8 protein-coding genes are annotated in these 11,859 nt (G+C 70.0%); 4 read left to right on the top strand and 4 right to left on the bottom strand.

The genetic code is table 11. The features are described from left to right. Nucleotides 1-10: 10 nt before the first annotated feature. The 3 genes from ACUN0C_RS16670 to ACUN0C_RS16660 all read right to left on the bottom strand — a co-directional run bounded on the left by ACUN0C_RS16670 (nt 11) and on the right by ACUN0C_RS16660 (nt 5,472). The gene (locus tag ACUN0C_RS16670) at nt 11-2,359 is read right to left on the bottom strand and encodes a PAS domain-containing sensor histidine kinase (protein WP_445467528.1); all 2,349 of its coding nucleotides are present in this window, start codon (nt 2,357-2,359) and stop codon (nt 11-13) included. A 134-nt stretch (nt 2,360-2,493) separates the two neighbouring features. Beyond that, complete coding sequence (gene pepN / locus ACUN0C_RS16665; protein ID WP_445467527.1) at nt 2,494-5,139, bottom strand: aminopeptidase N; 2,646 nt, start codon at nt 5,137-5,139, stop codon at nt 2,494-2,496. 63 nt (nt 5,140-5,202) lie between these two features. After that, complete coding sequence (locus tag ACUN0C_RS16660; RefSeq protein WP_445467526.1) at nt 5,203-5,472, bottom strand: DUF1127 domain-containing protein; 270 nt, start codon at nt 5,470-5,472, stop codon at nt 5,203-5,205. A gap of 179 nt (nt 5,473-5,651) precedes the next feature. On the opposite strand from ACUN0C_RS16660, the gene ACUN0C_RS16655 reads away from it, so the two are divergent. Continuing rightward, the gene (locus ACUN0C_RS16655; protein ID WP_445467525.1) at nt 5,652-6,590 is read left to right on the top strand and encodes a LysR substrate-binding domain-containing protein; all 939 of its coding nucleotides are present in this window, start codon (nt 5,652-5,654) and stop codon (nt 6,588-6,590) included. Nucleotides 6,591-6,608: 18 nt separating this feature from the next. Here ACUN0C_RS16655 and putA read toward each other — a convergent pair whose 3' ends face one another. Further along, nucleotides 6,609-9,710 carry a bifunctional proline dehydrogenase/L-glutamate gamma-semialdehyde dehydrogenase PutA gene (gene putA, locus ACUN0C_RS16650; RefSeq protein WP_445467524.1) on the bottom strand — a complete coding sequence of 1,034 codons (3,102 nt, stop codon included), beginning with the start codon at nt 9,708-9,710 and terminating at the stop codon, nt 6,609-6,611. Nucleotides 9,711-9,856: 146 nt separating this feature from the next. Between putA and ACUN0C_RS16645 the strand changes: the two genes are divergently transcribed. From ACUN0C_RS16645 to folD, 3 genes are all read left to right on the top strand, one after another. Then, nucleotides 9,857-10,507: an NUDIX domain-containing protein gene (locus ACUN0C_RS16645; protein WP_445467523.1), complete on the top strand. Its 651-nt coding sequence runs from the start codon at nt 9,857-9,859 to the stop codon at nt 10,505-10,507. Between the two features lie 68 nt (nt 10,508-10,575). Next, a complete protein-coding gene (locus ACUN0C_RS16640; RefSeq protein WP_445467522.1) occupies nt 10,576-10,752 on the top strand; it encodes a DUF1328 domain-containing protein in 177 nt (58 codons plus the stop codon). Between the two features lie 142 nt (nt 10,753-10,894). After that, the gene (gene folD / locus ACUN0C_RS16635; protein WP_445467521.1) at nt 10,895-11,839 is read left to right on the top strand and encodes a bifunctional methylenetetrahydrofolate dehydrogenase/methenyltetrahydrofolate cyclohydrolase FolD; all 945 of its coding nucleotides are present in this window, start codon (nt 10,895-10,897) and stop codon (nt 11,837-11,839) included. The last annotated feature ends 20 nt before the right edge of the window (nt 11,840-11,859 follow it).

Raw genomic sequence — 11,859 nt, 5'->3', positions numbered from 1 at the left:
AGCGGCCGTCTCAGGCTGCCGCGGGGGAGCCCAGTTCGACCTTCGGGCGGCGGGGCAGGATCACGGTGACGCGCGTGCCGACGCCCGGGGCGGATTCGATCCGCATGTCGCCGCCATGAAGCACCACCAGCGCGCGGGAGATGGCGAGGCCGAGGCCCGAGCCGCGGTGGTTTCGCGTCATCTGGCTCTGCACCTGCTCGAAGGGCTGCCCGATCTTGCCGAGCGCGGCCTGCGGAATGCCGATGCCGGTGTCCTCCACGATCGCGACGACGTTGTCGCCGCGTCGCCGGCACTCGACCAGCACCTTGCCTCCGCCGGGCGTGAACTTGATCGCGTTCGAGACGAGGTTGGTGAGCACCTGCCGGAGGGCGCGCCGGTCGCCGAGGAAGGAGACCTTCGCGTCGAGGCGCTCGATGATCTCGATCTCGCCCGCGTCCGCCTCCGAGCGGCAGGTCTCGACCGTGTCGGCGAGCAGCGATTCCAGCTCGATCCGCTCGAGATCGAGCTCCACGCGGCCAGCCTCCAGCCGGGCCATGTCGAGAATGTCGGAGATGACCGCGAGCAGGTACTCGCCGCTCTGGCGGATGTCCTTGCAGTACTCCTCGTATTTCTGGTCGCCGAGGGCGCCGAACACACCGGACAGCATCATGTCGGAGAAGCCGATCACGGCGTTCAGCGGCGTGCGGAGCTCGTGCGAGACGTTGGCGAGGAACTCGGACTTCACGCGGTTCGCGTCCTCGGCCTTCTCCTTCTCCTGCGCGTACTTTTCCGCCAGTTCGACGAGCTGCTGGGCCTGGCGCTCGAGCTTCTGGCGCGACTGGCGGAGATCGGCGACGGTGGCGGTGAGCGCCCGCTCGTTCTCCAGGAGCTGGCTCTCGTTGTTCTTCAGCGCGGTTATGTCGGTGCCGACGGACACGAAGCCGCCGTCCTTGGTGCGGCGTTCGCTGATCTGCAGCCAGCGGCCGTCGGCGATCCGCGCTTCCAGCGACACCGCCTCTTCGGCCGCGTCGTCGGCAAGCGGCGTGCTGCTCGTGATCTGGGGCCGCTTTCCGGCCCTGCTGATCGCCTGATAGTGCGTGCCCGGGCGGACGAGCTCGTCGGAGAGCTGGTAGAGATCCTGATACTTGCTGTTGCAGATGACGAGGCGGTCGTTGGCGTCCCACAGGACGAACGCCTCGGAGATGGCCTCGATGGCGTCGCGCAGCCGGATGTCGGCCATGCGCGAGGCCTCCTGCATGCGCTTCTGCTCGGTCACGTCGACGGCGATGCCGACGAGGTGGGGCTCCTCGTCCGCATCGCAGACGACTTCCGCGCGCGCCCGGATCCAGATCCACCGGCCGTCGACGTGGCGCATCCGGAATTCCTGGTCCACGGTGCCCTTGCCGGCGCGCACCAGCGCATTGGCGAGCGAAAGCAGGTCGATGTCGTCGGGGTGGACCAATTCCACGACATCGCCGATCGACAGCAGCTTGTTGCGCGGGACGAGGCCGAGGATCTCGTACATCGACTGCGACCAGAACAGGGCGCCACGCGAGAGGTCCCAATCCCACAGGCCGGAATGGCCGCGGCGGAGCGCCATGTGGAAGCGGTTCTGCGTCTCGGCGTAGATCGCGTCGGCCTCCTGGGCCCGCGCCGCCTGGGCATGGAAGGCGAAGCCGAGGATGACGAGCACGACGCTGGTGGCGACGAAGATCGTGGCTTCGCGCGAGACCGTCTGCCGCCACTCCGCGTAGGCGCCGGATACCGGCTGCATGACCGCGATCGAGGCGGTTCGCGCGGGATTGTGGTGGACTGCGGCGAGCACCTCCTCGTCGTCGGGGCGCGTGATCGAGAGCACGCCGGCGAGCTGGCCGAGCGTCGTGAGCGGCTGGCCGAGGCCGATGATGCTGTCGAAGTGCTGGCCGACGACGCCGTTGCGGGCCGGGACCGCGGCCACGATCACGCCGTCGGGGTTCAGCACGTAGATGGAGCGTTCCATGCTGGCCGCGCGCGGCGGCAGCGTGTTCTCCAGCCGGCCCTGAAGCAGTTCGGAGGGCTCGCTGATCGGCGGGAGGGCGTCGCCGCCGAGGAGGTCCGCGGAGACGGCACGCGCGAGCAGTGCGATCTGGTTGCGCGCGCGCAGATCGACGGAATCGTGGCCTTCGAAGAGGACAACCGCGCGCATCCCGCCGAGCGAGAGCACGAAGAGGACGATCAGCGCCGGGATCAGGCGCTTGACGTAGGGCTCATTGGTGACGAGGCGAGCGTAAGCGGGATGGACGAACAGTTTGGCGTGACCCGCCAGCGCCACGCGATTGAGACGCTCCGGAATCCGGGTGCGCCAATCCGCGGACGCGATGGCCTCCCCAGCCCGCGCCATGCCAGCCTCCTCGTCTGCCGTGCAATCGGAGCGCCGCTTCTCCGAATCAGCTCATTTGAGTCGAGCGGATTCCGCTTGTCCAGATTGTTTCTAGAAGGTTACGGAAATTTGGTGCGATTGTGGCAAGCAGGCATTTACCCTTCGAGCGTGCGGAGGAGAATGTCGCCCACGTCGCGCGACAGGTTCGGCCTTGCGGAGAGGTCCGAGAGCGCGGCCTGCGCGGCGGCGCGGCGGGCGGGCTCCAGCATCGCGAAGGAGCGGAAGGCGGTGGCGAGCCTCGCCGCGACGGATGGATTGTGCGGGTCGATCTCCGCAATGACGTCCGCGATGAGGCGGAAGCCCGCGCCGTCGGCTCGGTTGAAGCCGACCGGGTTCGCGGTCGCGAAGGACCGGAGCAGCGCGTAGACCCTGTTCGGCGTCTTCATCGAGAAGGCCGGGTGGCGCATGAGGTTCCGGACGCGGTCGACCGTATCGTGGGCGGGAATGGTCGCCTGCACCATCAGCCACTTGTCGAGCACGAGCGCGTTGCCGCGATACTGCTCGTAGAAGGCGGAGAGCGCCTCGTCGGCGCAGCCGAGCCGGTGGTGGGCCGCGAGGCGCAGCGCGGCAAGCCGGTCGGTGAGGTTGCCGGCGTCGCGGTAGCGGGACAGCATGTCCTCCGAGCCGATCAGGCCGCCGGCAATGCCGAGCGACCACGCGGCATGGGCGAGCGCGCGCCGGCCGGCCTGCCCGGCATCGGGCGAATAGGCGGGTGCAGGGGCGTTGCGCGCCGCCGCCTCCGAGACGATCTCCGCGATGGTTTCCCCGATCGCGGACTGCAGCGCCAGGCGCGCCTCGTGAATGGCGTCGGGATCGACGTCGCTTCCGATCGCCTGCGCAACGTCGCCCTCGCTCGGCAGCATCAAGGCGAGCGCGCGGAAGGCGGGGTCGAGCTCGTCGTTGGCGGCGAGGCGCCCGAGTTCCTCGGCGAACCTTCCGTCGAACTCCGGCCGGCGGCCGGCCCGGACGGCGGCCGTACCGGCGCGGAGAAACTCGAGCCCGATCGACTGCGCCGCCTCCCACCGGCTGAACGGATCGGGATCGTGCCCGATCAGGAACAGCCGGTCGTCCCGGGAGACGTCCGAGCGCAGCCGCACCGGCGCCGAGAAACCCCTGAGGAGAGAAGGCACCGGGCGGGCGGTCACGCCGTCGAACGTGATCTCCGCGCTGCCGGTGGTGAGATGGATGATGCCGTCGTCGACGCGGGCGCCTTCGGCCCGCCGGAAGCTGAGATCCTGGCCGTCCGGCCCGACCAGACCGAAGGCGACCGGGACGTGCATCGCGTGCTTGGGACGACGGTCGGGCGTCTCGGGGAGATCCTGCTGCAGGCGCAGGGTGAGGCGCTGCCGGTCGGGATCGTAGGCGTGCTCGGCATGCAGCGTCGGGGTGCCGGCCTGATGGTACCAGAGCGAGAACTGCGACAGGTCGGTCCCGGTGGCGTCGGCGAAGCAGGCGATGAAATCCTCGATCGTCGCCGCGTCGCCGTCATGGCGCTCGAAATAGAGATCCATCCCGGCGCGGAAGCCGTGCCGCCCGAGGACGGTCTGGAGCATGCGGCAGATCTCGGCGCCCTTCTCGTAGACGGTCGCCGTGTAGAAGTTGTTGATCTCGCGGTACGTCGTCGGGCGCGGCGGATGCGCAAGCGGCCCGGCATCCTCCGGGAACTGGTGCTGCCTGAGCGCGACCACGTCGGCGATGCGCTTGACCGGGCGCGAGCGCATGTCGGAGGTGAACTCCTGGTCGCGGAAGACGGTCAGGCCTTCCTTCAGGCAGAGCTGGAACCAGTCGCGGCAGGTGATGCGGTTGCCGGTCCAGTTGTGGAAATATTCATGGGCGATGACGGTCTCGACGCCGGCATAGTCCTGGTCGGTGCCGGTTTCCGGGTCGACGAGGACGTACTTGTCGTTGAAGACGTTGAGCCCCTTGTTCTCCATCGCCCCCATGTTGAAGTCGGAGACGGCGACGATGTTGAAGACGTCGAGGTCGTACTCGCGGCCGAAGCGCTCCTCGTCCCAGCGCATCGAGCGCTTGAGCGCGTCCATCGCGTAGCGGCAGCGCTCCTCCTTGCCGGGCTCGCAGTAGATCGCGAGGCGGACGTCGCGGCCCGACATCGTGCGGAAGCGATCGTGGACCGCCGCGAGATTGCCGCCGACGAGCGCGAACAGGTAGCTCGGCTTCGGGAACGGGTCGTGCCAGACCGCGAAGTGGCGGTCGGTGCCCGGGATCGCGCCGGCCTCGACCAGATTGCCGTTCGACAGCAGGACGGGCGCCTCGTCGGCGCGCGCCTCGATGCGCGTGGTGTAGACGGCGAGCACGTCCGGCCGGTCGAGGAAATAGGTGATCCGCCGGAACCCCTCGGCCTCGCACTGCGTCGCGTAGATGCCGTTCGAGATGTAGAGGCCCATGAGGGTCGTGTTGGCCGACGGATCGAGCCGGGTCACGACCTCGAGGTCGAAGGGTCGCGCCGGCGGCGCGTGGATCGTGAGCCGGTCGGGCGTCGCCGCGAAGGCTTCGGCCGGAAGGGCGGCGCCATCCATCGCGAGGCTTTTCAGGACGAGACCGTCGCCGTCGAGCGCGAGCGGGGTCCCGGCAGGCGTACCCGGCCGCGGCGCGAGCCTCAGGCGGGAGCGGACCTCGGTCGCCTCGGGCGCCAGGCGGAAGTCGAGTTCGACCGTTTCGATGCTGTAGTCGGTCGGGCGGTAGTCCTCGAGGCGGACGATCGGTGTCTCTTCAGCGGCCATGGGGGCTCCTTTGCGGAGCCCCCGATTAGCACGTTCGCAGCCGCATGGGAGTGGTCCCGCGCCTCAGCGACGACGCAGGCCGCGCCGTTCGGAGCGCCGCCGCACGAGTTCGGCGGCGGCGTCGATTGCGAGCGGCTGACCGAGCGCCCAGCGCACGTCCTCGCGGCTGAGGCCGATGTCGTTGAGGACATGCTCGTCGAGCGTGTCGAGCGTGGCGAGCCTGCGGCGGCGCTGCCACCACCGCAACGGCGCAAGGATGCGCTGCGCGACGCCCGACAGTCCCGTCGGCGACCAGATGACCTGGCGGGCCATGAATGATGCTGCTTCCCGCATGGCAATTCTCCTTCGTCCACCGGAATGCAGTATTCCGGCGCCGGACATCCACCCGTTTCTTGCGAGATCAGTCGCTTGGGGACGGCTGACAGTCAGAGATTTGGCGCATCCCTATTGCTCAATCAAGCGAATTGGTTTTATCTATCCAGTCAATGGCACTGAACATTCGGGAGGCGCGGATGAGTGTCCTGGAACTGAACGGGGAAACCGCCGGCCGGATAGGCGGAGAGGCGGTGGATTACCGCTCCGGCGCCGGGCTCGACGTCGATCTGCTGCGGACCCTTGTCGCCATCGCCGATACCGGCAGCTTCAACCGCGCTGCGCGCCAAGTCTACCGCACGCCCTCGGCCGTCTCCATGCAGATGAAGAAGCTCGAGGAGCAGGTCGGCCGGCCGCTCTTCGTCAAGGACGGCCGCTCGGTCGCGCTCACGCCCGACGGCGAGGCGCTGGTCGGCTACGGCCGGCGCATCGTGAAGCTGACGCAGGAGGCGCTGCAGCGGTTCAGGGCGCCGGGCATCGCGGGCACGATCCGGTTCGGCACGCCCGACGACTATGCCGGCCGCTTCCTGCCGGAGATCCTGTCCCGCTTCGCCGCGAGCCATCCGATGGTGGAGGTCGACGTGGTTTGCCAGTCGAGCCTCGATCTCGTGCAGATGATCACCGCGAACCAGATCGACATCGCCTTGGTGAGCGCTGGCGAGGGGGCGACGGCCGGGCAGATCGTGCATCGCGAGCCGCTGGTCTGGGCGGGCCTGCGGCACGGCTGCGCGCACGAGCAGCAGCCGATCCCGCTCGCGCTCTCCCATCTCGGCTGCTGCTGGCGCCGGATGGCCCTGGAGGCGCTGGACCGGGCCGGCATCGCCTACCGCGTCGCCTATACGAGTCGGCACTATCTCGGCCAGCTGGCGGCGTTGATGGCCGGGCTCGCGATCGCGCCGCTGCCGCATTCGACGGTGCGCGGCGACATCAAGGCGATCGGAGACGAGGCGGGGCTGCCGTCGATCGGGCAGCTCGGGATCGAGCTCCGCCGCGCGCCGGCGGCGACGGGGCCGCTCTTCGATGCGCTCGCCAATCACATCGAGGAGAACTTCTACGGCTACAGCGCCGTGGCCGCCTGAGCGGCCGATGGCGGCCGATCAGTCTACGGCGTCGTCGAGCGTGACGAGGCTCGCATTGCCGCCCGCCGCGGTAGTGTCGGTGGAGACGACCTGCTCCAGCGCGAAGCGCTGCAGGTAGTTCGGGCCGCCGGCCTTCGGCCCGGTGCCGGAGAGGCCGGAGCCGCCGAAGGGCTGCGCGCCGACGACGGCGCCGATCGTGTTGCGGTTGACGTAGACGTTGCCGACCTGGAGGGCGCGCGCGATCCGCTCGGCGCGTCCGCCGACGCGGGTATGGATTCCGAGCGTCAGGCCGTAGCCGGTGCTGCGGACGGCTTCGATGATTTCGTCGAGACGGTCGGACTGCCAGCGTACCACGTGAAGGATCGGGCCGAAGACCTCGCTGTCGAGGACGGCGGCGCGGTCGAGCTCGATCACGTGCGGCGCGACGAACAGGCCGGCGGCGGGCGCGGCGCCGGCGTGAATGATCTTCTGCTCCCGCCGCATCCGCTCGATGTGCGCCTCGAGCCCGGCCTTCGCCTCGGCGTCGATGACGGGGCCGATATCGGTTGCCGGATCGGACGGATCGCCAAGCACGAGCTCGGCGGCCGCGCCGGCGATCATCCCGATCATCTGGTCGGCGACGTCGGCTTGCGCGAAGAGAAGCCGCGTCGCGGAGCAGCGCTGGCCGGCGGAGCGGAAGGCGGAGGTGACGACGTCGTCGGCGACCTGCTCCGGGAGCGCCGTGGCGTCCGCGATCATGGCGTTGATCCCGCCGGTCTCGGCCACGAAGGGGATGATCGAGCCCGGGCGTGCCGCGAGCGTGCGGTTGATCGCCTGCGCGACGGCGGTCGACCCCGTGAAGGCGACGCCGCCGATGCGCAGATCGGCGACGAGCGCCGCACCGGTCGCGCCGTCGCCTGGCAGGAGGTTCAGCACGGAGGCGGGCACGCCCGCCTCGTGCAGGATGGAGACCGCCGCGAAGGCGACGAGCGGCGTCTGCTCGGCCGGCTTGGCGACCACCGCGTTGCCGGCGGCGAGCGCGGCGGCGACCTGGCCGGTGAAGATCGCCAGCGGGAAATTCCACGGGCTGATGCAGACGAAGACGCCGCGGCCGCGCAGCCGGTAGCGGTTCTCCTCGCCGGTCGGCCCGGGCATGATCGTGTCGGCGCCGAAGAGGCGGCGCGCTTCGCGGGCGTAGAAGCGCAGGAAGTCCACGGTTTCGCGGATCTCGGCGATGCCGTCGTCGAGCGTCTTGCCGCCTTCACGGGCGAGCAGCGCCATCAGCCGGTCGCGCCGCGCCTCGACGATGTCGGCGGCGCGCTCCAGGACGCGGGCGCGCTCCTCGGCAGGCGTCGTATCCCATGCCGAAAATTCATCGAGAGCCGCGGCGACGGCTCCGGCCGAGGTCTCCGGCCCCGCCTCCTCGACATGCCCGACCAGGGTGGCGCAGTCGACGGGTGCGCGAAGCGCGCGGCGCGTGCCGCCGATCCGCCGTCCCGCAACCATAGGGGCCGCGTCGAGGATTGGGTTGGCCACGGCCCGCATGCCGGCACGGAGGCACGCGACCTCCTGCCGGTCCCCGAACTCGATGCCGGCCGAGTTTCGCCGGCCGGGGAAGATCGCGTCGGGCCGGGCGATGCGGGCGTGGCGGACGCTGCCGTCGGCGAGCGCCTCGTGCGGATGGGCCACGAGACCGCCGATCGGCACGCCCGGGTCCGAGACGACGTTCACGAAGGAGGAGTTCGCGCCGTTCTCCAGCAGGCGCCGCACGAGATAGGCAAGCAGCTCGCGGTAGCCGCCGACCGGCGCGTAGATGCGGCAGGGATGGCCGTCGCGGTCGTGGACCTGCCGGAAGAGGTCGTCCCCCATGCCGTGGAGGCGCTGGAACTCGAAAGCCGCGTTGCCGGCCAGCTCGATCACGGTGGCAGCGGTGAGCGCGTTGTGGGTCGCGAACTGCGGATAGATGCGGTCGCCTGCCGCAAGCAGCCGCGAGGCGCAGACGAGGTAGGCGAGGTCCGTGACGGGCTTGCGCGTGAAGACGGGGAAATCGGCGAGACCGCGCTCCTGCGCGCGCTTCACCTCCGTGTCCCAGTAGGCGCCCTTCACCAGCCGGACCATGAGGCGTCGCCCTGCGGCGCGGGCAGCGTCGTCGAGCCAGGAGACGACGGCCGGCGCACGCTTCTGATAGGCCTGGACGGCGAGGCCGAGGCCGTCCCAGCCGGCGAGCGCCGGCTCGCGCAGGAGCGCGCCGAAGACGTCGAGCGAAAGTTCGAGCCGCTCCGCCTCCTCCGCGTCGACGGTGAGGTTGAGGTCGTGGGCCTTGGCGAGCCGGGCGAGCTCGACGAGATCCGGCACGAGCTCGCTCAGGACGCGGTCGCGCTGCCGGGCGGTGTAGCGCGGATGAAGGGCGGAAAGCTTCACCGACAGGCCCGGCCGCTCGCGCGGGCCTTCGCCGCGGGCGGAGCGACCGATCGCCTCGAGCGCATGGCGGTAGGATTCGAGGTACCGTCGCGCGTCGCGGGCCGTGCGCGCGCCTTCTCCGAGCATGTCGAAGGAATGGCGGTAACCGCGCTCCTCGCGGCTGCGGGCGCGGCGGAGCGCGGCCTCGATCGTCTCGCCGAGCACGAACTGGTGGCCGAGGAGCCGCATGGCCTGCCTGGCGGCCGTGCGGATGGTCGGCATGCCGAGGCGCTGGGCGAGCTTTCCGACGATGCCCTCCGCCGTTTCGCCGGGATGGACGATGCGCACGCTCATGCCGAGCGCCCAGGTAGTCGCCGAGACGATCCAGCTCTCCGTCTCGCGCGCGGCCTCCGCCCAGTCGCGGCCGCCGAGCTTGTCCTCGATGAGCCGGTCCTGCGTCGCGGCGTCGGGGACGCGCAGAAGCGCCTCGGCGAGCGACATCAGCGCCAGCCCCTCGCGGGTCGAGAGGCTGTAGGTCTGCATGAAGTCTTCCAGCCCGCCGACGCTGCCGCGGGCGGCCCGGATGCCCTCGACGTAGCCGCGGGCCCGCTCCGAGGCGCGCCGCGCGGCATCGGACGAGAGCGCCAGCTCGGCGCGGAGCGTCCGGACGAGATCCTCGTCGTCCGGCGCGTAAGGGGCACGGAAGGCGGGGAACGGCTCGACGTCGGGAAGCGCGCTCATGATCGGGGCTCCGAGGAGCCGACAGCATAGGTCAGCTTTCGGACGGCCGCACCGGGACAAATCGGGCCCGGCTTTCGCGTCCGGCGGCAACCCGCTAGGGCTGTGCCCGACAAGGGCCGGCAGGGGGCCGGCGGAGGAGAAGCCATTTGGACACCAAGCCCGCAGACCTGCCGTCCGTGAACGCCGTGATCGTCAGCCGACGGCGGATCCATGACGGCTGGAACCGGTTCGACATGGTCACCGTCGAGGAGACGCTGCCGAACGGCACGGTCACGCGCCACGAGCGGGAAGTGATCGACCACGGCGAGGCGGCGGTGGTGCTGACCTACGATCCGGAGCGGCGGGTCGCGCTCCTCGCGCGGCAGCTGCGCACGCCGCTCCTGGTCATCGGGCACGATCCGTACCCGCTGGAGGCCTGCGCCGGCATCGTGGAGGCGGGCGAGACGCCGGAGGAATGCGCGCTGCGCGAGGCGGAGGAGGAACTCGGGCTCCATCTGAAGAGCCTTCGGCCGGTGCAGATCATCCTGCCTTCGGCGGGTACGCTGACGGAGCGGATGCACCTCTTCCTCGCCACCTATTCGAGCGCCGACAGGAAGACGGAGGGCGGCGGCAACGAGCACGAAGGGGAGGCCATCGAGATCGTCGAAATGCCGCTCGACGAGCTTTATGCGGCGGCGAGGCGCGGCGAGATCGAGGATGCGAAGACGCTCGTGCTGGTCTTCATGCTCATGTTTGAAGAGGAAGGGAACGGCGCTCCGCGGCAACGCCAACCAGATGAAGAATTCGTCCGCCGGTGAACCAATTCCGTGTTGCTGCGTTTTTCCTGCCGACGGCGGTAGCGCCGGAGCCAATACGGAGGTTGCAAATGCTCGGTTGGGCACTGACGTTCCTGGTGATCGCGCTCATCGCCGCGGTCCTTGGTTTTGGCGGCATCGCCGGCACGGCTGTCGGTATCTCCAAGCTGATCTTCTTCGTCGCGATCGCGCTCTTCTTGATCTCTGCGATCGCCGGCGCGATGCGGGGCCGCAGCCCGCGCGTCTGACTCAGAATTCTTCGGGAGCGGGAGCCGCCGGAGCGATCCGGCGGCTCCTTCCTTTGCAGCGGCAGGCCATTCCGGTTCCCGGGCGGCTTTGCCTCCGCGCCGCGATCCCTCTAAACCGCTCGTCATCGCAGCGGAGGACGGAATGGCAGAGGGCGGCGGAGAGCAGGCGCGGATCATCGACGGCAAGGCGGTCGCCGCCGGCATCATCGAGCAGGTGAAGGAAGCGCGCGACCGGCTGATGAGCGCGCTCGCAGTCAAGCCGGGGCTCGCCGTGGTGCTCGTGGGCGAGAACCCCGCAAGCCAGGTCTACGTCCGCAACAAGAGCGCCAAGGCGCACGAATGCGGCTTCCACTCCGAGCAGCACACGCTGCCGGCCTCGACCAGCGAGGCGGACGTGCTGGCGCTCGTCTCATCCCTCAACCGCGACCCGGCCATCCACGGCATCCTCGTGCAACTTCCGCTCCCGGACCATGTCGACGAGCAGAAGGTGCTGCTCGCAATCGCACCGGAGAAGGACGTCGACGGCTTCCACCCGGTGAATGTAGGCCGCCTTTCCACCGGTGCTCCGGGCGCCCTGGTCCCGTGCACGCCGGCGGGCTCCGTGATCCTGGCGAAGTCCGCACTGGGGAGCGACCTCTCCGGCCTGGAGGCGGTGGTCGTCGGGCGCTCCAACATCGTGGGCAAGCCCGTGGCCCAGCTTCTCCTGCGGGAGAACTGCACTGTCACGATCGCGCACAGCCGGACCCGCGACCTGCCTTCCGTCTGCCGGCGCGCCGACATCCTCGTCGCCGCGGTCGGGCGGCCGCAGATGATCCGCGGCGGCTGGGTGAAGCCCGGCGCCTGCGTCATCGACGTCGGCATCAACCGCGTGGCGGCGCCCGACCTCGGCGAGGGTCGGACGCGCCTCGTCGGCGACGTGGCGTTCGACGAGGCGTCCACGGTCGCCGGGGCGATCACGCCGGTTCCGGGGGGCGTCGGCCCGATGACGATCGCGATGCTGATGGCGAACACCGTCACGGCGGCCGCGCGCGCCGCGGGCAGGCCGGACCTGGCGGCAGGCGTGGGAGCGACCCGGACTGCAGCGTGACCGCGACGGCGGATGTCGTT

The organism is Faunimonas sp. B44 (assembly GCF_052655945.1).
The sequence above is the reverse complement of the archived record's forward strand: the minus strand, read 5'-3'. Positions and strand labels throughout refer to the sequence as shown.

Bases quoted from the DNA above. Each gene is read 5' to 3' on its own strand.
- ACUN0C_RS16670 (WP_445467528.1), bottom strand. From the start codon at position 2,359: ATGGCGCGGGCTGGGGAGGCCATCGCGTCCGCGGATTGGCGCACCCGG.
- pepN (WP_445467527.1), bottom strand. From the start codon at position 5,139: ATGGCCGCTGAAGAGACACCGATCGTCCGCCTCGAGGACTACCGCCCG.
- ACUN0C_RS16660 (WP_445467526.1), bottom strand. From the start codon at position 5,472: ATGCGGGAAGCAGCATCATTCATGGCCCGCCAGGTCATCTGGTCGCCG.
- ACUN0C_RS16655 (WP_445467525.1), top strand. From the start codon at position 5,652: ATGAGTGTCCTGGAACTGAACGGGGAAACCGCCGGCCGGATAGGCGGA.
- putA (WP_445467524.1), bottom strand. From the start codon at position 9,710: ATGAGCGCGCTTCCCGACGTCGAGCCGTTCCCCGCCTTCCGTGCCCCT.
- ACUN0C_RS16640 (WP_445467522.1), top strand. From the start codon at position 10,576: ATGCTCGGTTGGGCACTGACGTTCCTGGTGATCGCGCTCATCGCCGCG.
- folD (WP_445467521.1), top strand. From the start codon at position 10,895: ATGGCAGAGGGCGGCGGAGAGCAGGCGCGGATCATCGACGGCAAGGCG.